This is a genomic window from Oceanicaulis sp. HTCC2633, assembly GCF_000152745.1.
Lineage (GTDB): Bacteria > Pseudomonadota > Alphaproteobacteria > Caulobacterales > Maricaulaceae > Oceanicaulis.
In genome coordinates this window covers 1,298,052-1,320,123 of sequence record NZ_CH672428.1, presented here as the reverse complement: position 1 = coordinate 1,320,123, position 22,072 = coordinate 1,298,052, and the positions used below count along the sequence as shown (strand labels likewise).

Here is a 22,072-nt window from a genome sequence, read left to right as displayed (position 1 = left end):
CCTATTCGTCCGTGCCGCTCTCGCTGATCGGCGCGATCGAGGCGGCGTCTTCGGACAGGGCTTCGAGCCTGGCATAGGCGGTTTCATCCCCGCGACGCGCCCGTTCGATCAGGTCCTGCAGCGCGCCGTAGCGGTTCTCCAGCTCGCGCCCCTCACGCTGGCGCGCTTCAGATCCCACCTGGGATTCAAGACGGGCGCGGAATTCATCCACCACCTCCTGCCGGTCGCGCTGGGCGATGCCGCCCTCGCCGTCAGACAGGGCGTCGAGCAGGGTATCGAACGGGCTTTGCGACAGGCTCAGATCGGGCGCCTCGACGCCGGCGTTGACCGATTCCTGCTCGACGATCGCCGCCATGGTCTCGCGGGTGCCGCGATAGCGCTCGGAGTTCTGCTCTTCCTCGGACAGGGAATCATAGAACTCGATATAGGCGCGCGCCCGGGTCAGCACGTCGCCCGTATGTTCGGGGGCGGTGAAGGCCTCGCGTTCTCGCGCCAGCATCTTCATCCGGGTTTCGCGGGCCGTGTCGGCGTCCAGGCCGGGCTTTTCCAGCACCGAGGCGTAATTGTCCTGATAGGCGCGGGCGCCGGACAGGGCGTTGCGGAAGATGGCGTCGCCGCGGTCCGCCATCAGGGCGTCCACGCGGGCGGAAGATCCGTTGAGGACGGCGCGCGCCGCGGCCGAGAGGCTCACTGTGTCGCTGGCGGTCTTGGGAGCGGCATCCGGGTTTGACCCGCCCGAGCGCGGTTTCGTCGTTTCACTCTGCGTTGCCGCTGTTGCGCCATTGGGGCCCAGATACGGACCCTGGGTTCCGACGGTATTGACCATGTCTCGCTCCCTGAAGGCGGAAAGCCGATTCCAGCAAGCGATGCGGTGAGTCTGCTAACCGGTCGTTAACGCAGATTAAGACTTCGCTTACGGCCAGCGCGCATGCGGCGGCATGGAGGACAGGATCGAGTTGATATTGCCGCCGGTTTCGAGGCCGAACTTGGTGCCGCGATCATAAAGGAGATTGAACTCGGCATAACGGCCGCGACGCACCAGCTGTTCCTCGCGATCATCCTCGCTCCAGCTCTGGCCCATGCGGGTCTTCACGATCTCGGGATAGGCGCTGAGGAAGGCTTCGCCCACATCGCGGGTGAAGGCGAAATCCGCCTCATGATCGCCGCTGTCGAGATGGTCATAGAAAATCCCGCCCGTGCCGCGGGGCTCGTTGCGGTGCTTGAGCCAGAAATACTCGTCGCACCAGTCGGTGAAGCGCGGGTAATAGCTCGGGTCGTGGGCGTCGCAGGCGGATTTCGCGGCTGCGTGGAAGGCCTTGGAATCGGGGAAGCTCTTGTCGCGCTGGTAATCCTGGGTCGGGTTCAGGTCCATGCCGCCGCCGAACCAGCTCAGCGTCGTGGTGATGAAGCGGGTGTTCATGTGCACCGCCGGCACATGCGGATTGCGCATGTGGGCGATCAGCGAGATGCCGGTGGCGAAAAAGCGCGGATCGGTCTCGGCCCCGCGGACCCGGGCGGCGAATTCGGGGCTGAACTCCCCAAAGACCGTGGAGACGTGGACACCCACCTTCTCAAACAGGCGGCCATGCATCATGCCCATCACGCCGCCGCCCAGCTCCTGCGCGCCGTCGCCGCGCACCCAGGGCGTCAGTTCGAAGCGTCCGGCCTCGCCGGGATACAGCGTCGGGTCTGCGGCGGCTTCGAGCGCCTCGAACGCGCTGCAAATGCGGTCGCGCAGCGATTCAAACCAGGCTTTCGCGCGTTGGCGGCGATCCGCCAGGACGTCTTCGCTGGGTTTGGCGTTTGCGGACATGCTCGCTCCTCAGGTTTCAGGGCCGTGCGAAAAGATACATCTGAACCGCCGCTGGCAAGCCAAAACGGCGCCTGAAGCGCTGGCGCAGCCGCAAGCCGGGCTTTAGGCTCCGCCGCCAGAGAGCCGGCCTGAATGTGGAATTCCGATTGCCATGATTGATCCCTTGTCCGACCTGCATGAAGCGCGTCGTCGTGAAGACCTTCTGGGCGTGTCCGTCGAGGCGCGCCGCCTGATCGAGGCAGAAGCCCAGCTGGGCAGCCAGTGGGGCGATGTCGCCGGACTGGCGATGGAAGTGGGAGACGAGGTCGCGGCGCTGAAGGCCGCCGAGCTGTTGACCCGCGCCTCGCCGAATTACCCCCAGTCCTGGCTCTGGCTGGCCTCGGCCCTGTCCGGGCTGGGCCGTCATCAGCAGGCGCTTGAGGTCATCGAGAAGCTGATCGCCCAGCAACCCAATGATCCGGCGCTGCAACGCCGGGCAGGTCGGGCGTTGCTGGAGCTGGGCAAAACCAATCTGGCGGCGCTGAGCTTCCGGCGCGCGATCAGCCTGGACCGGTTCGACGTCCTGGCGTGGGAAGGCCTTGCAGAATGCATCACGTTTGAATCGGGCTCGGGCGAGCTTGCCGCGCTTGAAGAGATGCGGCTTCAGAACACCGCCAACATGTCCTCCACCGAACGCGGCGCTCTGGCCTATACCCTGGCCAAGGCGTATCGCGATGTGGGCGAAGACGCGGTTGCGGCCATGCGGGTGGCTGAAGGCGCGGCCTTTTGCCGGGACGACACCGGATTTGACACGGAACGTCATGAGCAGTCCGTCAAGGCGCTGATTGCCAGCTATGAACCTCAATTTGTTGAAAAGCATGAGGATGCAGGCGTCATCGACGGTCGCCCCGTCCTGATCATGGCGCCGCCTTGCGCCGGAGCGGACTGGTTGGCTGACGTGCTGGCTGCTGATGATGACGCCGGCGCGCTCCAGCGCAAGAACGGGTTGTTCTGGCTCAATGCGACCCCGCTGGGCGATCAGACCCTCGCCGAGATTTCCGAGGCCATCGAGGCGGGCTGGGGCCGCAATGTGCTGGGCGAGGTGGGCAAGCGCTATCTGAGCCAGGCTGAAGAGGCGCTCGATCGCACCGTTTCGCGCATCATCGATCCCAGTTCGCTGTCTGAAATGGCCGCCGGGGCGTATGGCGTCTGCCTGCCCGCGGCCAAGATGATCCGCATCGTGCGCGACCCGCGTGACCTGGCCTGGTCGATCTACAAGACCCGGTTCCGCAAGGCGCGCCACTGGACCTATCATCCTGACGATATCGCGCGGGTGATGGCGTGCCATAACCGGTTGTGCGAACACTGGGAGGCGATCTTCCCCGGCCGGGTGTTCACGGTGCGTTATGAAGAGCTTCTGGCTGACCCGCAGGGCGCGGCGCGGAAGGCGGCGGCGTTCATCGGCGTGGATGCCGATGCGGCGGCGGCGGAAGCCTGGTTGCGGTCGGAGACGCTCCGCAAGGACCCTGAGGGCGTCCACAAGGAAGCGGGGGAACGCTTTGAACCTCTCGAAGCGGCGCTGGCGCGCGCGGAGCTGATCTAGGCGCGCGCGCTGTCCGAAATCAGCACGGCAAGCTCTTCTCCGGCCATGCGGACAGGTTCGCTGGACCGCTGCGTGCGGGCCAGAACAAGCGCGCCCTCCAGCGCTGAAAGGCAGAAGGTCGCGAGGCGATGGGCGCGCTCTGGCGTCCGGCCTTCGGCCGTCAGCTGGTCCGACAGCGCCTGAATGACTCCCTCGAAGGCCGAGCGGATCGCCGCCACCAGATCGGGCTCGCCATTGGCTTGCTCCAGAGCCACTGTGGCGACCGGGCATCCCTTTGTGAAATCAGAGCCTTCAAGCCATCCAGCCAGATCCTGGGAGAAGGCGCGGATGGCCTCGGCCGAGGATCCCCGGCTCTCCAGTCGGGCCGAGAGAGTCTGTTGCAGGACTTGCCCTGCGCATTCCATCGCGGCCGCTCCCAGCTCCACCTTGCCGCCCGGAAAATGATGGTAGAGCGAGCCTTTGGGCATTTTCGCGCGGTCCAGAATTTCTGACAGACCGGTCGCGGCATACCCCTGTTCCTGAAACAGCTGAGCCGCGGCCGTGATCAGGCGCGAGCGCGACTCGCCTCGCTTGCGCGATGAGGCCGGGGCCTCAGCGTGTTCAGATGTCGGCATGAACGAGAGCTCCTTGCCTGCGAGCTTGTAGGAAGCCGTTCGAGAAGTCTATATAGACCGGTCGGTCTATTTTGGAGGCGCTTATGTCGCTCACCCCGAACGCTCCTGACGCTCCGGTGGTCAATGCCGCGGTTCTCAGGGAGATCATCAAGGTCCAGCCCTTCACCCGCTGGACAGGGCTGGAGATCCTGAAGGCGGAGGCTGGCGAGGTTGTGACGCGGCTGGAGCTCCGCAAGGAAGACATGACCCAGCACCATGGCTTTCTGCATGGCGGGCTGGTCGGGTTCCTGGCGGATAACGCCGCGGCCTATGCGGCGGCCACCCTGGTGGGCGACGTGGTCACCTCGCAGTTCAATCTGAACTTTCTCGCTCCGGGAATCGGTACGGCGTTCAGGGCCGAGGCGCATGTGGTCAAGGCCGGGAAAAGACAGGTCACTGTGCGCGTGGATGTCATTGCGGAGCAGGACGAGGGTGAAAAACTCATTGCTGTCGCACAGGCGACCATTTTGCCGGTCAGCGAGCGGTAGAGACCAAGCCTGTCTCTGAATCGTACGCGTCTTTTGCGTTTTTTCTTGGGGAAAATCTGCGTTTGCAGCGGATTCACGCGCATCAAACGGGATAATCTGGTTGAAAAATAAGGGGGGTCGCATTAATCCGCCCCTCTATCCGCGTTGTATGCTTAGTTGGCCTGCGTCAGCACGTCGCACCGACAAGCCGCAGCGTTAGGCTAAGTCTGAGATCGCGCGCTAGCGTGCGTGGGGTCTGCCAGGCCCTGCGGGGCGGGCAGTTCGAATTCAAGAGGTCGGCACGTGACGGACGTGAACAGCAATCCCGAGACCGGCGGCGAAGAGCCGTCGCGCCGGGACTTTCTCTACATCGCATCGGTCGGGGCGGTAGGCGTCGGCGGCGCTCTCACCCTTTGGCCGTTCATCGATCAGATGAACCCGGCGGCGGATACGCTTGCGTTGTCCACCACCGAGATAAACATCGGCGAGCTCGAAGAAGGCGCCGAGATCACGGTGATGTTCCGCGAGCGTCCGCACTTTGTGCGTCGCCGGACCGCCCAGGAAATCTCCGAGGCGGCTGAAGTGGAAGTCTCGCGTCTGCCGGACCCGCTGGCCCGCAACGCCAATCTCGACGACAGCGCCCCGGCGACCGACGCGAACCGTTCGACCCTGTCTGCAGGCGTTGACGAAGGCGTGGAAGTGGACGAGGCCCTGCGCGGCGCCATGCTGGTGACCAGCGCGAACTGTACGCACCTGGGTTGCGTGCCGACCGAAGGCGCTGGCGATTACGACGCCTGGTTCTGCCCGTGCCATGGTTCGCACTATGACACCGCAGGCCGCATCCGCCGTGGCCCGGCCCCGGAAAACCTGCCGATTCCGCCGATGACCTTCATCGCGGCGACGACATTGCGTCTGGGCTAGGGGAGAGCGAGTAATGAGCGGACCGAGCACTTACGAACCGAAAACCGGCGTGGAGCGTTGGCTTGACCAGCGCCTGCCGATCGTGCGCCTGGGCTGGGACTCCTTCGTGGACTTCCCGACCCCGCGCAACCTGAACTACTGGTATACCTTCGGCGGCATCCTGACCGTCTGCCTGATGATCCAGATCATCACCGGCATCGTCCTGGCCATGCACTATGTGCCGCACATCGATTACGCCTTCGCCTCTGTGGAACGCATCGACCGTGACGTGAACTTCGGCTGGCTCTTGCGGAACATTCACGCCAATGGCGCGTCGATGTTCTTCCTGGCGGTCTATCTGCACATGCTGCGCGGTCTGTATTACGGCTCCTACAAGGCTCCGCGCGAGCTTCTGTGGATCCTGGGCGTCGTCATCTATCTTCTGATGATGGCCGCCGCCTTCCTGGGCTATGTGCTGCCCTGGGGCCAGATGTCCTATTGGGGCGCGATGGTGATCACCAACCTGTTCGGCGCGCTGCCGCTGATCGGCACGCCGATCACCGAATGGCTGTGGGGCGGGTTCTCCGTGGGCAACGCCACCCTGAACCGCTTCTTCTCGCTGCACTATCTGATCCCGTTCCTGATCGCCGGGATCGTGGGTCTGCACGTGTGGGCGCTGCACGTTCCGGGCAATAACAATCCGACGGGCCTGAGCATCAAGACCAAGGCGGACACGCTGCCCTTCCACCCGTACTACACGGTGAAGGACGGCTTCGCGATCATCGTCTATATGATCATCTTCGCCTTCTTCGTCTTCTACTGGCCGGACGCTCTGGGCCATGCGGACAACTATATCGAGGCGAATGCCCTGGTGACCCCGGCGCACATCGTTCCCGAATGGTATCTGCTGCCCTTCTACGCCATCCTGCGGGCCGTGCCCGACAAGCTGGGCGGCGTGCTGATGATGTTCGGCGCCATCGCGGTGCTGTTCGTCCTGCCCTGGCTGGACACCTCCAAGGTGCGCTCCATGCGCTACCGTCCGCTGGCCCGCTGGTTCTTCGTGTTCTTCGTGATCGCCTGCCTGGGTCTGGGCTGGTGCGGCGCAGAACTGCCGGACAACAAGGTGCCGGTGCTGGGTTCGATCGGCCTGAACTTCCTCTGGCTCGGACGTATCCTGACCCTGTACTACTTCGCCTACTTCCTGGTGATCCTGCCGCTTCTGGGCTTCATCGAGAAACCGAGCGCGCGCCCGGCCTCCATCGAGGAATCGGTGCTGGGCAAAGGCAAATCAGACGCGTCGGCTTCCGCCGCGCCTGCTGAATAAGGAGAGCGATAGATGAAAATGATCCAACGCCTCCTGGCCGCAGCTGCGGGCGCTCTGGCGCTCGCAAGCCCGGCCGCGCTTGCGGCCGAGGCCGGCCATCATCCGGCTGAGTATGACTTCAGCTTTGAAGGTCCGTTCGGCACTTTCGACCGCGCCCAGCTGCAACGCGGCTTCCTGGTGTACCAACAGGTCTGTTCGGCCTGTCACTCCATGAACCAGCTGCACATCCGCAATCTGGGCGAGGAGGGCGGCCCGTTCTATTCGGAGGAATATCCGAACCCGAACGACAACCCGATCGTGCGCGCCATCGCCGCCGAGTACATTGTCGAGGACGGTCCGGACGAGTATGGCGACATGTTCGAGCGTCCCGGTCGCCCGGCTGACCGCTTCCCGAACCCGTTCGCTAACCCGCAACAGGCGGCTGCGGCCAATGGCGGCGCGATTCCGCCGGATTTCTCGGTGATCGTGAAAGCCCGCCATGGCGGTCCGGAATACATCCGTTCGCTGATGCTGGGTTATGACTACGAAGTGCCTGAAGATGTGCGCATCGGCCCGGGCCAGTACTACAACCCGTACATGACCGGTGGCGTGATCGCCATGCCGCCGCAGCTGCAGGACGGTCTGGTCGAGTATGCCGACGGCACCGAGGCCACCAAGGAACAGATGGCGACCGACGTCGCCGCCTTCCTGGCCTGGGCGTCCGAGCCGCACATGGAAGTGCGCAAGAAGATGGGCCTGATGGTCATGATCTACCTGCTGGTCCTGGCGGGCCTTCTCTACGCCGCCTACCGTCAGGTGTGGTCGAATGTGAAGCACTAGGCTTCCCTTTCAGCCATGACGATCCACGGGCCGTCCGAATGTTCGGGCGGCCCGTTTCTTATGAAGGCTGCGGGTGGTAAAGGACCGAGCATGAGCCGCGACCCCATTCATGTCTCCACGCCCGACCCCGCCTGGGCGGAAGAGGGCCTCGCCTGGGCGGATGCGATCTGCCGCGCGCTGGGGTCACCGGCCTTGCGCGTCGATCATGTGGGCTCGACCGCCGTGCCCGGCCTTGCCGCCAAGGATGTCATCGATATCCAGGCGCTGGTGGTTGATCTGGATGACCCCGGACTGATCTCCGCGATGAAGGCCGCCGGCTTTGTCCATCGCGCCGAGAATACCGGCGACGAACCGCATCCCGACACCTCGCCTGTTCTGGGCCCGGATGACTGGCGCAAGCTCTATTTCCGCGAAGGCAAGGGGGCGCGGCGCCTGCACATCCATGTGCGCCGCAATGGCGCCGCGGGGGCGCGCAACACGCTGCTGATGCGCGACTTCCTGCGCGATGACGACAGCGCCCGACGTGACTATGGCGACTTCAAGATGGCGCTGGCGGACAAGACACGCAGCGACCGTGAGGCGTATCAGGCGATCAAGCGGCCCTTCATCTCCACCGTCCTGCGGTCGGCGGAGAGCTGGGCGGAAATCCATCGCTGGGCGCCCGGCGTGCCCGATTCATACTGGAGAACCGAAGAATGAGCTGGAAACTCGGGATCATCGGCGGATCGGGCCTTTACGGACTGGACGGCCTCGAGGACGTGCGCAAGGAGACAGTGGAGACCCCGTGGGGCAAACCCTCCAGCGACCTCGTCCATGCCCGTCTTGAAGGCGTGGAGCTCGTGTTCCTGGCCCGTCATGATGAAGGCCATCGCATTCCGCCGAGCGACATCAACTATCGCGCCAATATCGACGCGCTCAAGCGTGCGGGCGTGACCGATGTCCTGTCCCTGTCCGCGGTCGGCTCGCTCAAGGAAGAGCTCGCGCCGGGCGCGTTCGTGGTGGTGGACCAGTTCATCGATCGCAGCTTTGCGCGCAAGAAAAGCTTCTTCTCCGAAGGCTGCGTCGCCCATGTGGCGATGGCCGATCCTGTCTGCTCGCGCCTGTCGGCCATGGCGGCGGATGCGGCGGAAGCCGCGGGCGTTGAGACCGTGCAGCGCGGCGGGACCTATCTCGTCATGGAAGGCCCGCAGTTCTCCACTCGCGCGGAAAGCCAGCTCTACCGCCAATGGGGCTGCAGCGTCATCGGCATGACCAATATGCCTGAAGCCAAGCTCGCCCGTGAAGCCGAGCTGCCCTATGCCAGCGTCTCCATGGTCACAGATTATGATTGCTGGCGCACCGAGGACGCCGATGTCGACATTTCCGACATACTCAAGACCATGCACGCCAACACCGCCCACGCCCATGCCCTGGTGCGCCATCTGGTGAAGGCGATGGCCGCAAAGCCGCGCACCGACAGCCCGCAAGGCATCGAGAAGGCGCTGGAGTTCGCCATCATCACGGCGCCTGAAAAGCGCGACCCGGATCTCGTGAAAAAGCTCGACGCGGTGGCGGGACGGGTGCTGACGGCCTAGTCTTACAGGCCTTGCCCCTGAAGGACTGTTGACCATGACCCGAATGATGTTTGGCGCCAGCGTGCTGGCGCTCTCGCTCACGCTTCTTCCGATGACGCACGCCCAGGCGCCTGCGTCGGCGATGGAGGCGTTCGAGACGGGGCAATGGGGGGCGGCTGAAAGCGCGGCCTCCAGCGCGACCTCGGATGTGGACGCGCTGATCCTGGCTTCTGAAGCGGCCCTGATGCCGATCACTCTGGATCAGGCCGAGGGGATGTCGCGCCGGGATCGCCGCGAGGCGGCGCTGCGCGCGCAGGAGTACGCTGAAGCGGCGCTCGCTCTGGAGCCCGACAATGCCGAGGCGCATCTGCGGCTCGCCGCAGGACTGGGGTATCAATCACGCTATGTGAACAAGCTTCGGGCCGTCATGATGGGCCTGCCCCAGCAGGGCCGCGATCACATGATCGAGGCGATCCGGCTGGATCCGTCAGAACCCTGGGGCCCCGCCATGCTGGGCGCCTGGCATCTCGAGGTGGTGCGCCGCGCCGGAGAGGGCATGTTTGACGCCAATGAAGCCGAAGGCCTATCCCTGATGCGACAGGCCGTGGAGATGGGCGACGCTCCCGCCGCCATCCCCTATCGCTTCGCCGTCGCGCTGGTCGCCGCTGATCCGGCGGTCCATGGCGAGGAGGCGACCCTGATGCTCAACCGGGCGATCGAGACCGCCGAAAGCGACGCCGTCGGGCAGGCGGTCTTGGGATTGGCGACCTCGCTTCTGGGGCTTCTTCAAACCGATCCGGCCGCTGCACAGACCGAAGCTGTGCGCCTGCTCGAAGAGTAAAATCAGACACTTGGCCAGAGGCGCGCAGGCGTTCTGTCAAATAAATCGGCCATGAGGTCGAAAATATTTGACATAGGGTCTGCTCCCTTTTACATCTCGGAGTGTCAAAGATATTCGACATGAGATCAAAGGAGTTTGACATGTCGTTCCAAGAAAAAAGCAATCTGGTCATGACGGTCATCATCGCCCTGGCCTATGGGGCGTATTTCGCCATGGTCATGCCGCCGGCCCTGAACGAGGGCCCATCCATGGAGCAGGTCGGCCCCTATCTGTTCGCGGCGGTCGTGTTCCTCGTCATCGGCGGCGTGGTCGGTCATATCCTGGTCGCCATGGCGGCGCCCAAGGAGTCCGACCAGGCGGATGAACGCGACAAGCTGATCGAGATGCGTGCGGACGCCCGGTCGAGCTATGTGCTGGGGACGGCGGCGATCCTGGCGCTGGGACTGGCGCTGACCGAACAGAATGTCTTCTGGATCGTGCACATGATCCTGGGCGGTCTGGTGGTCTCGGAACTGGTCAAGGGCGTGCTGCGCGCCATCGATTACCGGATGGGCGTCTAGTCATGGCGAAGTCAACGCAGATCAAGAACCGGATCCGCGAGTTGCGCTTTCATGCCGGAGAGATGACCCAGGCCGAGCTGGCCAGGCGGATCGGCGTCACCCGGCAAACCGTGCTCGCCATCGAACAGGGCAAGTATTCGCCCTCCCTGGAAGTGGCGTTCCAGATTGCGGAGGTCTTCAAGACCCCTCTGACGGACGTCTTTGAATATGCGCCTGACGGTTCCCCCTAAGACCGACAGCGCTTGACGCCCTCGCACGGACAGGCGTGCGGGGGCGTCGACTTACTGGCTGGCCCAGACGATGCGCGCCATCCAGACGAGATCGCGGGTCGAGAGGATCCGGTTGTCATAGGACGGGTTGAGCGAGATCAGCTCCACGCTCTCCGCCGTCACCCGGCCCAGCTCCTTGGCCATCACCTCGCCCGAGCGGGTTTTCACCACGACGCGGTCGCCGCGTCGGGGCGGGGCGTCCGGGCTGACGACGATGCGGTCGCCATGGCGATAGACGGGCGACATGGACTCTCCGGAAATCTCCAGCGCATAGGCGCCTTCGCCTTCATCCCCGGGAAAGCGGATATCCTCCCAGCCCTCCCCGGTGGGAAACCCGGCGTCATCGAAATAGCCATGATCGCCCGCCTGCGCGAATCCCAGCAGCGGCACGGAGCGTCCAGCCGTATGGCCCATGGCGAGCGCGGCGAAGTCGTCAAAGCTGACCCGGGTTGCTTCAAGCGCCTTGGCGAGGCTCTCGGTGGATGGCCAACGTGGCTTGGCGCCGTCGGCGCTGGTGCGTTTGGACGGGTTGAAGGTGGTGGGGTCAAGGCCCGCGCGGCGCGCCAATCCTGATGGCGTCAGGCCTGCGCGATGGGCCAGGCGGTCAATTCCGCTCCAGATCTGGGCGTGGGTCAGCATCGGCATCCCGTCTAACGCGACTCTCCACACTCCTATAGCAGGAAAAAAATCCTTGTGAAATGGATGAGCCCTGTCCGGACACATGCAGAGGGGCCACACGCTTGCGCCTGGCGGCCGGGCGTCGTATCGGCCTTGTTCATGACAGATCTGATCTATCGCATCGCCGATCCCGCCGCCCTGGCCGCGGCCTCCTTGTCCGGCGCCTATGAGGGCGAGGCCCATGACAAGGCGGATGGCTTCATCCACGCCTCCACGCTGGACCAGCTGGCGGACACCTTGCAGATCCATTATGCCGACGCCGGGCGTCTGGGCGTCGCCGAGATCGACGCCAGCGCCCTGGGCGATACGCTGAAATGGGAAAAGTCCCGCGGGGGCGAGATGTTCCCCCATATCTACGGGCCGGTGCCGTTCAGCGCCATTACGGGCGTGCATCTGATCAAACGGGATGAAGAGGGTGCCTGGCGCCTGCCGCCGGAGCTGAGCCGATGAGCGACCTGCTTGCCAGACTGCTGACCTTTCTGCCGGCGGAGACCGCACACCGCACGGCCCTGATGGGGCTCAAGGCCGGGTTCGGACCGAAAGCCTCAACGCCTGCCGACCCCGTCCTGAAAACCGCGCTGGCGGGGCTCGAGCTGGCCCATCCGGTCGGTCTCGCCGCCGGATTCGACAAGAACGCCGAAGCCCCGGACGCGCTTCTGAACGCCGGGTTCGGGTTTGTGGAAGTGGGCGCGGTCACGCCCCGCCCGCAAGCCGGCAATCCGCAACCGCGCCTGTTCAGGCTGCGCGAGGACAAGGCTGTCATCAACCGCATGGGCTTCAACAATGAGGGCCTTGATGCGGTGAAGGCGCGTCTTGAAGCGCGTCAGGACAGACCCTCAAAGGCGGAGGGGCCTGTGGGCGTCAATCTGGGCGCCAACAAGGATTCCGAGGACCGCGCCAGTGATTACGCCATTCTTCTGAAGGCGTTGTCGGGTCTGGCGGACTTCTTCACGGTCAACATCTCCTCGCCGAATACGCCCGGCCTGCGCACCCTGCAAAGCGGGGATGCGCTCGATGAGCTTCTGAAGAAGGTCAATGATGCGCGCTGGGCCGAGCCGGTCTTCCTGAAGGTCGCCCCCGATCTCGACGAGGCGGGCATCGAGACTATCGTGAAGGCGGTTGAGACCCATGCCCTGTCCGGCCTCATCGTCTCCAACACCACGCTGGAGCGCCCTGAGAGCCTTCAGAGCCGTCACAAGGGCGAGGCGGGCGGTCTGTCCGGCCTGCCGCTGAAGACCCGCTCCACCGAGGTGCTGCGCCAGTTCCGCCGTCTGGCCGGACCGGACCTGCCGATCATCGGGGTGGGCGGCATCGATGGCCCGGACGCCGCCTACGCCAGGATTCGCGCGGGCGCGAACGCGGTCCAGCTATACACCGCCCTGGTCTATCAGGGGCCGGGACTGGCGCTGAGGATCCGCGAGGGTCTGGCCCAACGTCTGAAGGCGGACGGGTTCGAGCATGTTTCGGAAGCGGTCGGGGTGGACGCCTAGGCGTCAAAGCTGCGTTTCAGCCCTCTCCAGCCGACCATCAGCGTTCCGGCTCGTGCGAGGTAGTAGAGCAGGAAGGCCAACCAGAGCCCGTGCGCGCCCCAGAGCGGGCGCAGGACAGCGTCAAGCATCAGATAGATCGCAAGCGCCGCGATCATGGCGTTTCGCATCAGCGGTCCGCGCGTGGCGCCGATCATCAATCCGTCGAGTTGCCAGCTGGGCATGCCCAGAAGCGGCACCAGCGCGCACCAGATCAGGAAGCTGCGGGCGGTTTCGCGGGTCGCGGCGTCAGTGGTCATCATGGCGATGAAGGCGTCGCCGAGCACAAGAAAGCCCAGGCTGAGGATTAGCGAGAACCCCAGGGCCAGTTCGCTGGTCAGACGAAAGGCGCGGATCAGGCGCGACCAGTTCCTCGCCCCGGCGGCGCGCCCGGTCTCGGCCTCGGTCACATGGGCGAAGGCGTCGAGGAAGAAGGCGCAGATCGAGATGTACTGCATCAGGATGGCGTTGCCCGCCAGCACGTCTGCGCCTTCGCGCAGGCTGGCGATGTTGAACCAGGTAAAGCCCGCCAGAAGCGCCATGGTGCGCAGGAAGATATCGCGATTGACCGAGAACAGCCGTCGGATGGCCTCTGTGTCCAGCAGGCGGCTTGCGGGCGCCGTCCCGCGCTGACGCAGGATCATGACGATGATCACGCCCGCCGCCAGAAGGTGCAGCCATTGCGCGACGGCGCTGGCTGCGCCGACGCCGGCGACGCCCTGGTCAAAGCCCAGGACGAAAAGGACGGACAGGCCGGCATTGAGCAGATTGAGCACGGTTTGAAGGATGAGGGCGCGTCCGGTGAGCCCCAGGCCGATCAGCCAGCCATAGACAGCAAAGCCGGCGAAGGCGGCCGGTGCGCCCCACAGCCGGGCGTTCACATAGTCGCGGCCCAGCGCCTCCACACCGGTCGGGCTGTCGAACAGGGCGAAGGCGGCGCTCTTGATCGGCCATTGCGCCGCCAGCAGGACAAGGCCGATCACGACCCCGACAAGTCCCGCACGCCACAGGACAGCGCGCACGTCGCCCTCATCGTTGCGGCCATCGGCCTGTGCGGTCAGCGCGGTAGCGCCCATGCGCAGGAAGGCGACGGACCAGAAGAAGATATTGAAGACCAGACCGCCCAGGGCCACGGCGGCGATGGCCTCTGTGTCGGAGGTGCGGCCGATCACTGCGAGGTCCACCAGCCCCACCAGGGGTGAGGCGATGTTGGCGCACATGATGGGCAGAGCGCGCAGGAAGACCTGCTTGCGGGTCAGGATGAGAGCCGTCATCGGGGCTGGATAGCCTCAAGCATCCGGACAGGCGAGCCTGAAATCAGTCCGCGAGCGTCTGGCCCAGCGCTTCACCGGACTCCCAGGCCAGCTCGGCGCGAGGTCCGAGCCGCCAATCCCCGGCGCATCCCAGCGTGCCGCTCGGATCAAGCCCGAAGGGCGTTCCGGGGGCTTCGGTGACCAGGGCATAGCGCCAGCGATGCGCCTGGCTCCAGACCGGCATGGGCAGGCCGAAACGGATGAAGGCCTCTTCCGTGAGGCTGCGGGCGACCGTGTCGGCGTCGCTTTCCAGAAAGGCCTCAGACCAGTCCGGCGAGGCGTGCAGGACCCAGGCGTCCGGACCGTCCTGTCCGGGGCGGGAATTCATCCGGGCCATCCAGCGCACGGCGCCGCCCAGCAGCTTGGCCCCGTCAAAGCCCGGATCCGCCGCATTGGCCGGTACAGTCATGACCGCCCAGCAGGGGGAGAGTTTCGTAGCCAGGGCTTCGGCGATGATCTCGGAAAAATCCCCGTCGCTCCGCGCCAGGAACTCGATCAATTGCTCGGGCGGCAAGGTGAGAACAAGACGATCAAACGGGCCTTCGACAGGGCTGTCCTCGAAATGGATCATCCAGGCGCCGGCCTCGCCGGACACATGGCTGGCGCGACGTCCGAAGCGCGCGTCGAACCCGTCCAGCGCAGTCTTCACGATGGCGCTCATGCCCGGAACGCCCACCCAGCGGGTCTTCTCGCGCAGGCTTTCGGCGTTGCCGCCGCGGTCAATGGAAACGGTTCGACCAGTCCACAGATCGGCGGCGCCGGCGGTGCGGGCCTGTTCCAGGAATTCAGAGAAGCTTTCCCCGGTCGCCGTGATGAATTGCGCGCCATGGTCAAAGCGGACCGGTCCGAGCGGGGTCTCCGCGCGGCGCGTCGACATGCGTCCGCCCGGGCCGCGCCCCTTGTCGAACAGGACCACGGTGAAGTCACGGGCGGCCAGGGCGCGGGCCGCGGCTGAACCCGCCAGTCCGGCGCCGATCACTGCTGCGCGTCCATTCGCCACCCTGTCATCCTCTTCGCTGCGGTCTAATTCTAGATGCGATATGGCCCAAGAAAGCTCAAAACCTGATGAATCCAAACCCGATGATGCAGTCCGGACCGCATCTGTCGAGGTGTTTTATGACGGGGGCTGCCCGCTGTGCCGCGCGGAGATGAGCTATTATCAAGACCAGGGCGCAGATGCTCAGTTCACGGATATAACTCGGAGCGGCGCCTCGCCCGAAGGCGTCTCCTGTGAAGCGGCCCTGAAAAGGTTTCATGTCCGCGATCAAGCCGGACGGTTGCGCTCGGGCGCCGCAGCGTTTGCTGCTCTCTGGCGCGCGACGCCGGGCTGGCGCTGGCTGGGCGTTCTCGGCGGATGCCCGCCCTTTGTCTGGATCGGCGAGGGTCTGTATCGATTGTTTCTTCCCGTACGCCCCCATGTTCAGAAGCTGGTCCGGCGTTTCGGATCAGGCCTGAGTTCATGAAAGGGCCGGCGCCGAGACGACGAAAGGGCGACTTGCCTGAAAAGATCTGCCCGGTGTGCCAGCGTCCCTTCAGCTGGCGCAAGAAGTGGGAACGTGACTGGGAAAACGTCAGATACTGCTCGCGTCGCTGCGCGTCCCAGCGCAAGTCGGGTTAGTGGCCAGCTCATGACAAAAGTCTCATCTGATCGTCAGAGCACGGTTAGGTGAGCTGTTCTAGCGTCCAGGGGTGAACGCCGGGATCCGCCCCAAAAGAGGGCGACGCGGCTTCCTTGGTCGAATTAGGAGAACAGGTCATGTCTATGGTCACGGTCATGCTCGCCAGCATGGCGGGTCTTATGCTCACCCCCGTCGCCGCCGCCGAAGAGGGTGTCGTCGAAACCCGTCAGGCAATCAATTACGCAAGCGAACAACTTCTGACGGAGGAAGGCGTCGAGCGCCTCCGTCTGCAGATCGCGCGCACCGCTCACGCGGTCTGCCATGAAGACGGCAGCGTCTTCACGCGCTTCAGCCAGCAGACGCGCGAATGCGTCCAGGACGCCTATGAAGTCGGCATGGCGCAGCTTCAGGTCAAGATCGCCGAGGCGCGCGGCATGGGCCGCACCTATGCGCAGGCGTCCGGGCCGGACGAAGAGTCCGCTTACTAAGTTACTGCAACATCAGTCACTACAGGAATAACAGCCTTCAATGCTCACGAGGCTGTTCCCCTGGCCCCCGCCCATCCCCGTGGGCGGGGGCTTTCTCTTCATGCGCGTGTTTCGCGCTCGGCGAGCGGGGGCATGTCCGAGGCGTCTCCGTTATGCATTCATGCAGACTGGAGTTGCGCCAGCGTTGGCGCACACGTCACATCCCCGTTGCAAGACGCTGTCAGAAACGACCCCGCCGGGTTGTCCCGGCCTGGTTGGAACGAAGAACCGCACGCAAGCGGTTCGCATATGAAACAAGGATCTCCCCGATGCGTTTTGTCGCCGCCGCCCTCATCGCCGTCGCTCTGACCGGCGCTGCGTCCGCCCAATCTGTCGAGACCGTTGAAATCGCATTCCGTCCGTCTGATCTGTCCAGCGTCGAGCGTCTGGACGCCCTGCGCGACCGGATCCGTCTGGCGGCTCTGAATGTGTGCGACGCGCGTTCTGCGCGCACCCTGGCCGAACAGCGCGCCGCGCGTGAATGTGTTGCTGAAGCCCGTCGCGCCAGCGAAGCCCAGCTCAACATCGCTGTCGCGCGCGTCAACGGCGTGGTCGAGGTGGCTGCTGTCGTGCGCTAGACGCACCCACACTCCCCAAACGATTCAACGCCCCGTCGGAGCTCCGGCGGGGCGTTTTGCGTTTAAAGAGTAATGTGCATGCGGCGTTTGAGCGTGGCCCTTTGACGGCCTCAACGCGTTTCAAGCTAGGCGGAAGCGATCCCGGGTCTGATCCGGCTGGGGCGATCTGCTGATTTCAGCGAAAAAATTCGCATGTGAAAAACGCGCGAACTCAATCGCCCGACTTGATCGGCTTGATCAGGAAATGGCCATGCAGGCTGGCGATCGGCGAGGCGCGGCGCTCCTGCCAGGCGTCCACGCGCACATTCGCCACGCGTGAGCCCTGCCGGGTGATCGAGGCGCGGGCGTAGACATCCTGGGGTTTGCCCGGACGCAGATAGTCCACCGCCACATCAATGGGCTTGGGCAGGGCGGCGAGTTCGGTGAAGGCCAGCAGGCCGGCTGACGCGGTGATCTCCATGAACGCCCCGATGGCGCCGCCATGCAGCGCCGGGATCAACGGATTGCCGATCAGCCACTCGTCATAAGGCAGAATGGCGGTCAGCTCGTCGCCATGGTCATCGAACCGCACGCCCATGCGCGAGACATAGGGGCTCGACTGGAGTTTATGCAGACGCTCATTCATGAGGCGGCGCCTCCGGCTTTCTCGCTCGCCATGTGTTGCTCCACCTCGGCGCGGGCGCGCTCGGCGGCGGCCTGGCTGGCCTTGGTCACCATGAAGGCCGCATGCGCGGTGGCGACGGGATCGTTCTGATCCCCGTCATGGGCGATGGCGCTGACAAAGGCGATGAGCCCGGACACCTTGATGGTCCTGGCTTCCGCGATGACATCACAGCCGGGCTTGGCCGGACGCATGTAATCGAGCCGCAGATCAAGCGTGGCCACCGCCTGATCCCCGCCCAGACCGGCGAAGGCGGCCGTGCCGCAGGCATGATCGAGCAGGGCGGTGACAACGCCGCCATGCATCACGCCAGTCTCGGGATCGCCAATGGACTCAGCCTGATAGGGCGCGCGGATTACCGCTTCTCCAGGGCTGACCCGCACAAGCTTCATGCCCAGGGCGACGGCATGCGGGCTGCCGTCGACCAGAAGCCCGGCCAGGGTGTCGAGTTTGTCTTGAAGGGTATCGCTCATGGGAGCGCTTGTACTTGGAACCGGCGCGGCTTTCCAGCCGGTCAGTCACGCAGGCGGCGACGCACCAGCGTTTCGAGACCTTCCACGACTTCCATGCGCTCTTCACGGGATTCGCCCTGAAGATCGGCAAGCCGCCCCAGAGAGGCGCGGTGCAGCTGGATGATCTCGCGTTCGCGATCGCCCAGGGCGTCGACGCTCGCGAGGAAGCGCTCCAGCGACCGGCCAATCCGCGCCGAGAGTTCATCGCCCCGGCGCAGCATGGTGAAGATGATGGACTGGGCCTGGGCGCGCGCAGCCTGCAGCGGCGTCGTCATGCCCTCCGCCACGTCCCGGTCTCGCTTGTAGGCGCCTGCGCCGTCCGCCTTGCGCACCCGGCGATCGGGACCGCTGTAATTGGAGGTTTTCACGAAGGCGCGTGGACGCTGGGTGATTTCGGTCAGGCGTTCGGTGACCCCGCGAGGAGAGACCGGGCGCAGCGCCAGGGTGTCCGCGCCGGCGTCACGGGCGGCTTCGATGTCCAGAAGCGTATTCTTGGTGGACAGGATGAGCGTGGGGATGCGGTTCGCCTCGCCCTTGCTGCGACGCAGCTTGCGAATGGTGTGGGCGGCGTCCAGACGCTCGTCCCGCCAGTCCACGACCATGACCGACTGATCGGCGTTCTCTGCGAACCAGATGGCGGATTCAGGGGTCGAGCAGGTCTGGATGCGCTCCGCGCCGGCATAGCGCAGGATGTCGACCGTCAGACGGCGTGAGAACGGCGTGGGGTCGCAGACAATGATAGCGCGCTGGCGCCAGTCCAGGCCGTCGCCCGACGACGCCTCGTCGCCAAAATCGATATCCAGCTCTGCCGCCACACATTCCCCCTCTCAGGTGTATCAGACCTGTTTAGCGGCAAGAGGTGGAGATTGTCTTATCCGAACGGATTTTGCTGTTAGCGCTTGGTAAAAGCCCGGACCAGGTGCACGGCCAGCCAGATCGGCAGAACGATCACGGCGCCCAGGAAGAAATAGCGCAGGGCCCAGCGCAGCGACGCGCCGACGGAGTCAAAGAAGGACGCCCAGGCGTCGCCCACGGTCTGGAAGAAATCGACCCAGAGATCGGCCGGGTCGACCTGGAACACGGCGAGGACCAGGCCCACCAGCACGCAGAGAAGAAAGACGACCATGAGGTCGGCGAACCGCACGCTCAGCACGCGCTGAAGCATGGACTTGCGTCCGGCGGAATGCGGGGTCTGTTCGCTCATGATCGTCTGTCTCTCACGCAAATAAGGCCGTATCGCGGCGATCAGCCTTCCTTGTGGATCTCCACAGAGTGCGGATAGGGGATCTCGATGCCGTTGGAGTCGAAGGCGACTTTGACCTTCTTGTTCATGTCGAAATGCAGCCCCCAATAGTCCGAGGCCTGGCACCAGGCGCGCACCACATAGTCCACGCTGGAGGCGCCATGCGCCTTCACTTCCACGAACAGCGCCGGCTCCTTCATCACGCGCTCATCGGCCTCGAAGGTGGTGCGCAGAACCGAGATCACCTTGTCGATGTCATCGTCATAGCTGGCGGAGAACACAAAATCGCAGCGACGCGTGGGGTAGGCGGAGTAGTTCGTGATCACATCGCCCCAGGACTGACCGTTGGGCACGATGATCTGCTTGTTATCGGGAGTGTTGAGCTCGGTATAGAACAGGGTGATGTCCTTGACCGAGCCTGAGGTGTTCGCGATCTCGACATAGTCGCCGATCTTGTAGGGGCGGAAGAAGATGATCATCACGCCCGCCGCCACGTTCGACAGCGTGCCCTGAAGGGCGAGACCAATGGCCAGCGTCATGGCGCCAAGGGCCGCGACCAGCGAAGTGGTCTCCACGCCAAAGCGGGTCAGGACGGCGATGATGACGACGGCCAGCACGCCGTATTTGGCGATGGAGGCGAAGAAGCTCGCAATCGTGGGATCCAGTTTCGGATTGCGGTCCGGAATGGAGCGGATGGTGCGGCCCACCGCGCCGGCGATCATGAAGCCGATGATCAGGATGAGCGCGGCCATGCCGACATTCATGACCATCTGCAGGCCGATGGTGGTGATGTATTCCTGAGCGCGTTCGAAATCGAACGCCGCGGTCGTCGTGCTCATGTCCGGTAAGTCCCCTTGATGGTCCAATGCACAGTTAATCTGCGATAGCACTAAATCGCGGGACGGTCGAACCGTTCCTCCAAGAGCTGGTGGAGGCGGATCAGCCAGTCCGCCTCGCCCGCCGGCTTGTCCCAGCGGATGCGGTGAATGCGCGGAAAGCGCATGGCGATCCCGGACTTGTGCCGGGGCGAGCGGTTCAGCCCCTCAAAGGCGATCTCCAGCACCAGGCCGAAGTCGGGCCGCGCCTTCACAGCGCGCACCGGGCCGAACCGGTCCACCGTGTTGTCGCGCACAAACTTGTCGAGCTGTTTGAGCTCGTCATCGGTGAAGCCGAAATAGGCCTTGCCCACCGGAGCCAGCACTTGCTCGCCCTCTTCCTCTCGCCAGACCCCGAAGGTGAAGTCTGAATAGAAGCTCGAGCGCTTGCCATGCCCGCGTTGGGCGTACATCAGCACGGCGTCCACCAGGAACGGGTCACGCTTGTGCTTCCACCAGGGGCCTTTGGGACGACCGGCCTGATAGGCGCTGTCGCGGCGTTTGATCATCACGCCTTCGGCATGCGCATGCGGCGGGTCGGCGCGCAGGGGCTCCAGGGCGCTCCAGTCCTCGAAGCCAATGGTGTCGGAGAGATCGATCCGGTCGGATGGCGCGCGCTCGACCAGCGCTTCCAGTCGCGTGCGGCGCTCGGTCAGGGGCAAGCGGCGCACATCCTCCTCCCCATCCACCAGTATGTCATAGGCGCGGATGAAGGCGGGCAGGCGGGTCAACATCGCCTTCGAGACGGTCTTGCGGTTCAGCCTTTGCTGAAGATCAGAAAAGGGCGCGACTCCGCCATCGGGCGTGCGGATCAGCAATTCGCCGTCAATCGCGCCTTCAAATTCCAGCGCCGCCAGCACATCAGGGAAAGTATGGGAGATGTCGTCCCCCGTGCGGGTGTAAAGTCGGCGCACCCCGTCTTCGCTGACCGCCTGAATGCGGATGCCGTCCCACTTGTATTCGGCGATGAAATCGGACGGTTCCAGTCCATCCAGCCCGCCATCCTCCACCGGATGAGCCAGCATGACGGGTCGGAACGGCGCTTTCGCAGCGTTGACCGGCTTGTCGGCCTTGCCCTCAAGCCAGGCGAACACGCTGTCATAGGGCGGCTCCAGACCGTGCCAGAGCTCCTCGATCTCGGTGACGTCCACATCGCCAAACTGCGCCAGAGCGGTCTTGGCGAGCCGGGCGGAGACGCCCACACGCATCCCGCCGGTGACGAGCTTCAACAGCGCCCAGCGGCCCTGAGCATCCAGCGCATCCAGCCAGCTTTCGATCAGGGCGGGCGCGCCCGCCCGGCTGACGGTCATCAGCCCGTCGATCACCTCAACGAGATCAGGCGCCCGGTTGGCGCCGTGGCGTTGCGGCCAGATCAGAGCGGCGGTCTCCGCCAGATCGCCCACATAGTCATAGGACAGCTCGAACAACACCGGATCGACCCGTTCGCTGACCAGCTGACGGATGGCGGCGGCCTTGGCGGTCTTGAAATAAAACGCCCCGGTCAGCGCCGCCAGCGCATAGCCGCGGTCGGGATCGGGCTCGCGACGGAAATGCTCGACCAGCAGGCGCAGCTTGCCATTGCGCTGGGGCGTATAGGACAGGCGGTCCAGAAGGGCGGCGAAGCGTTCCATCACCGGAGCATATAGGATGGCGCGCGCCGATTGCCGCCTGAAACCCCAGTCGGGGTGATAACCCTATTCGCTTTGGGTTTTCGTTTGCGCTCGGGGCCTGTATCCCTGTTCACATGTAAAAGTTTACG

At 64.5% G+C, this 22,072-nt stretch carries 28 protein-coding genes; 16 read left to right on the top strand and 12 right to left on the bottom strand.

What is annotated here, in order from left to right:
• Position 1 precedes the first annotated feature (1 nt).
• Both OA2633_RS06235 and hemF read right to left on the bottom strand, forming a co-directional pair.
• Positions 2 to 826 carry a hypothetical protein gene (locus tag OA2633_RS06235; protein WP_009801657.1) on the bottom strand — a complete coding sequence of 275 codons (825 nt, stop codon included), beginning with the start codon at positions 824 to 826 and terminating at the stop codon, positions 2 to 4.
• Positions 827 to 913: 87 nt separating this feature from the next.
• Positions 914 to 1,813: an oxygen-dependent coproporphyrinogen oxidase gene (gene hemF, locus OA2633_RS06230; RefSeq protein ID WP_009801656.1), complete on the bottom strand. Its 900-nt coding sequence runs from the start codon at positions 1,811 to 1,813 to the stop codon at positions 914 to 916.
• Positions 1,814 to 1,964: 151 nt separating this feature from the next.
• On the opposite strand from hemF, the gene OA2633_RS06225 reads away from it, so the two are divergent.
• On the top strand, positions 1,965 to 3,395 hold the full coding sequence (locus OA2633_RS06225) for a sulfotransferase (RefSeq protein WP_009801655.1): 1,431 nt from the start codon (positions 1,965 to 1,967) through the stop codon (positions 3,393 to 3,395).
• Here OA2633_RS06225 and OA2633_RS06220 read toward each other — a convergent pair.
• Complete coding sequence (locus tag OA2633_RS06220; RefSeq protein WP_009801654.1) at positions 3,392 to 4,009, bottom strand: TetR/AcrR family transcriptional regulator; 618 nt, start codon at positions 4,007 to 4,009, stop codon at positions 3,392 to 3,394. The two genes, OA2633_RS06225 and OA2633_RS06220, sit on opposite strands and share 4 nt — an antisense overlap.
• 83 nt (positions 4,010 to 4,092) lie before the next feature.
• Here OA2633_RS06220 and OA2633_RS06215 point away from each other — a divergent pair, with 83 nt between their 5' ends.
• The 9 genes from OA2633_RS06215 (at position 4,093) to OA2633_RS06175 (ending at position 10,742) form a co-directional block, all read left to right on the top strand.
• Positions 4,093 to 4,536 (top strand): PaaI family thioesterase, encoded by a 444-nt coding sequence (locus tag OA2633_RS06215; RefSeq protein WP_009801653.1) that lies wholly within the window; start codon positions 4,093 to 4,095, stop codon positions 4,534 to 4,536.
• Positions 4,537 to 4,818: 282 nt separating this feature from the next.
• Positions 4,819 to 5,436, top strand: a complete 618-nt coding sequence (petA, locus tag OA2633_RS06210) for a ubiquinol-cytochrome c reductase iron-sulfur subunit (protein WP_009801652.1) — start codon at positions 4,819 to 4,821, stop codon at positions 5,434 to 5,436.
• Positions 5,437 to 5,449: 13 nt separating this feature from the next.
• Entirely contained in the window at positions 5,450 to 6,739 is a 1,290-nt protein-coding gene (locus tag OA2633_RS06205; protein ID WP_009801651.1) for a cytochrome b N-terminal domain-containing protein, read from the top strand.
• Positions 6,740 to 6,751: 12 nt separating this feature from the next.
• On the top strand, positions 6,752 to 7,558 hold the full coding sequence (locus tag OA2633_RS06200) for a cytochrome c1 (protein WP_009801650.1): 807 nt from the start codon (positions 6,752 to 6,754) through the stop codon (positions 7,556 to 7,558).
• Between the two features lie 90 nt (positions 7,559 to 7,648).
• A complete protein-coding gene (locus tag OA2633_RS06195; protein ID WP_009801649.1) occupies positions 7,649 to 8,257 on the top strand; it encodes a GrpB family protein in 609 nt (202 codons plus the stop codon).
• Positions 8,254 to 9,132 carry an S-methyl-5'-thioadenosine phosphorylase gene (locus OA2633_RS06190; RefSeq protein WP_009801648.1) on the top strand — a complete coding sequence of 293 codons (879 nt, stop codon included), beginning with the start codon at positions 8,254 to 8,256 and terminating at the stop codon, positions 9,130 to 9,132. Before OA2633_RS06195 ends, OA2633_RS06190 begins: the two co-directional genes overlap by 4 nt.
• Positions 9,133 to 9,166: 34 nt before the next feature.
• Positions 9,167 to 9,952, top strand: coding sequence for a hypothetical protein (locus OA2633_RS06185; RefSeq protein ID WP_009801647.1), 786 nt, complete (start codon positions 9,167 to 9,169; stop codon positions 9,950 to 9,952).
• 140 nt (positions 9,953 to 10,092) lie between these two features.
• Positions 10,093 to 10,512, top strand: coding sequence for a hypothetical protein (locus tag OA2633_RS06180; RefSeq protein WP_009801646.1), 420 nt, complete (start codon positions 10,093 to 10,095; stop codon positions 10,510 to 10,512).
• A gap of 2 nt (positions 10,513 to 10,514) precedes the next feature.
• Complete coding sequence (locus OA2633_RS06175) at positions 10,515 to 10,742, top strand: helix-turn-helix transcriptional regulator (protein WP_009801645.1); 228 nt, start codon at positions 10,515 to 10,517, stop codon at positions 10,740 to 10,742.
• A gap of 51 nt (positions 10,743 to 10,793) precedes the next feature.
• On the opposite strand, the gene OA2633_RS06170 is transcribed toward OA2633_RS06175, so the two are convergent.
• Positions 10,794 to 11,420, bottom strand: coding sequence for a helix-turn-helix transcriptional regulator (locus OA2633_RS06170; RefSeq protein WP_040613152.1), 627 nt, complete (start codon positions 11,418 to 11,420; stop codon positions 10,794 to 10,796).
• Between the two features lie 138 nt (positions 11,421 to 11,558).
• Between OA2633_RS06170 and OA2633_RS06165 the strand changes: the two genes are divergently transcribed.
• Positions 11,559 to 11,909, top strand: coding sequence for a DUF952 domain-containing protein (locus OA2633_RS06165; protein ID WP_040612505.1), 351 nt, complete (start codon positions 11,559 to 11,561; stop codon positions 11,907 to 11,909).
• Positions 11,906 to 12,949 (top strand): quinone-dependent dihydroorotate dehydrogenase, encoded by a 1,044-nt coding sequence (locus OA2633_RS06160; RefSeq protein WP_009801642.1) that lies wholly within the window; start codon positions 11,906 to 11,908, stop codon positions 12,947 to 12,949. The genes OA2633_RS06165 and OA2633_RS06160 overlap by 4 nt, the downstream gene beginning before the upstream one ends.
• Here the strand turns inward: OA2633_RS06160 and OA2633_RS06155 are convergent.
• Together OA2633_RS06155 and OA2633_RS06150 are read right to left on the bottom strand one after the other, a co-directional pair.
• A complete protein-coding gene (locus OA2633_RS06155; RefSeq protein WP_009801641.1) occupies positions 12,946 to 14,259 on the bottom strand; it encodes an MATE family efflux transporter in 1,314 nt (437 codons plus the stop codon). The two genes, OA2633_RS06160 and OA2633_RS06155, sit on opposite strands and share 4 nt — an antisense overlap.
• A 43-nt stretch (positions 14,260 to 14,302) precedes the next feature.
• Positions 14,303 to 15,298, bottom strand: coding sequence for an NAD(P)/FAD-dependent oxidoreductase (locus tag OA2633_RS06150; RefSeq protein ID WP_009801640.1), 996 nt, complete (start codon positions 15,296 to 15,298; stop codon positions 14,303 to 14,305).
• Between the two features lie 40 nt (positions 15,299 to 15,338).
• Between OA2633_RS06150 and OA2633_RS16685 the strand changes: the two genes are divergently transcribed.
• From OA2633_RS16685 to OA2633_RS06135, 4 genes are all read left to right on the top strand, one after another.
• On the top strand, positions 15,339 to 15,761 hold the full coding sequence (locus OA2633_RS16685; RefSeq protein WP_009801639.1) for a thiol-disulfide oxidoreductase DCC family protein: 423 nt from the start codon (positions 15,339 to 15,341) through the stop codon (positions 15,759 to 15,761).
• Positions 15,758 to 15,916, top strand: coding sequence for a DUF2256 domain-containing protein (locus OA2633_RS16575; RefSeq protein WP_009801638.1), 159 nt, complete (start codon positions 15,758 to 15,760; stop codon positions 15,914 to 15,916). Before OA2633_RS16685 ends, OA2633_RS16575 begins: the two co-directional genes overlap by 4 nt.
• A gap of 138 nt (positions 15,917 to 16,054) precedes the next feature.
• Positions 16,055 to 16,405, top strand: a complete 351-nt coding sequence (locus OA2633_RS06140) for a UrcA family protein (RefSeq protein WP_083783216.1) — start codon at positions 16,055 to 16,057, stop codon at positions 16,403 to 16,405.
• Positions 16,406 to 16,713: 308 nt separating this feature from the next.
• Positions 16,714 to 17,022: a UrcA family protein gene (locus OA2633_RS06135; RefSeq protein ID WP_009801636.1), complete on the top strand. Its 309-nt coding sequence runs from the start codon at positions 16,714 to 16,716 to the stop codon at positions 17,020 to 17,022.
• Between the two features lie 211 nt (positions 17,023 to 17,233).
• On the opposite strand, the gene OA2633_RS06130 is transcribed toward OA2633_RS06135, so the two are convergent.
• From OA2633_RS06130 to OA2633_RS06105, 6 genes are all read right to left on the bottom strand, one after another.
• Positions 17,234 to 17,647 (bottom strand): PaaI family thioesterase, encoded by a 414-nt coding sequence (locus OA2633_RS06130; RefSeq protein ID WP_009801635.1) that lies wholly within the window; start codon positions 17,645 to 17,647, stop codon positions 17,234 to 17,236.
• Positions 17,644 to 18,156, bottom strand: coding sequence for a PaaI family thioesterase (locus OA2633_RS06125; protein WP_009801634.1), 513 nt, complete (start codon positions 18,154 to 18,156; stop codon positions 17,644 to 17,646). The genes OA2633_RS06130 and OA2633_RS06125 overlap by 4 nt, the downstream gene beginning before the upstream one ends.
• Positions 18,157 to 18,197: 41 nt before the next feature.
• The gene (locus OA2633_RS06120) at positions 18,198 to 19,010 is read right to left on the bottom strand and encodes a response regulator (RefSeq protein ID WP_009801633.1); all 813 of its coding nucleotides are present in this window, start codon (positions 19,008 to 19,010) and stop codon (positions 18,198 to 18,200) included.
• A gap of 77 nt (positions 19,011 to 19,087) precedes the next feature.
• On the bottom strand, positions 19,088 to 19,399 hold the full coding sequence (locus OA2633_RS06115) for a DUF6460 domain-containing protein (RefSeq protein WP_009801632.1): 312 nt from the start codon (positions 19,397 to 19,399) through the stop codon (positions 19,088 to 19,090).
• 41 nt (positions 19,400 to 19,440) lie between these two features.
• On the bottom strand, positions 19,441 to 20,277 hold the full coding sequence (locus tag OA2633_RS06110) for a mechanosensitive ion channel family protein (protein ID WP_009801631.1): 837 nt from the start codon (positions 20,275 to 20,277) through the stop codon (positions 19,441 to 19,443).
• A gap of 50 nt (positions 20,278 to 20,327) precedes the next feature.
• Positions 20,328 to 21,944 carry a cisplatin damage response ATP-dependent DNA ligase gene (locus OA2633_RS06105; RefSeq protein ID WP_009801630.1) on the bottom strand — a complete coding sequence of 539 codons (1,617 nt, stop codon included), beginning with the start codon at positions 21,942 to 21,944 and terminating at the stop codon, positions 20,328 to 20,330.
• Positions 21,945 to 22,072: the final 128 nt, after the last annotated feature.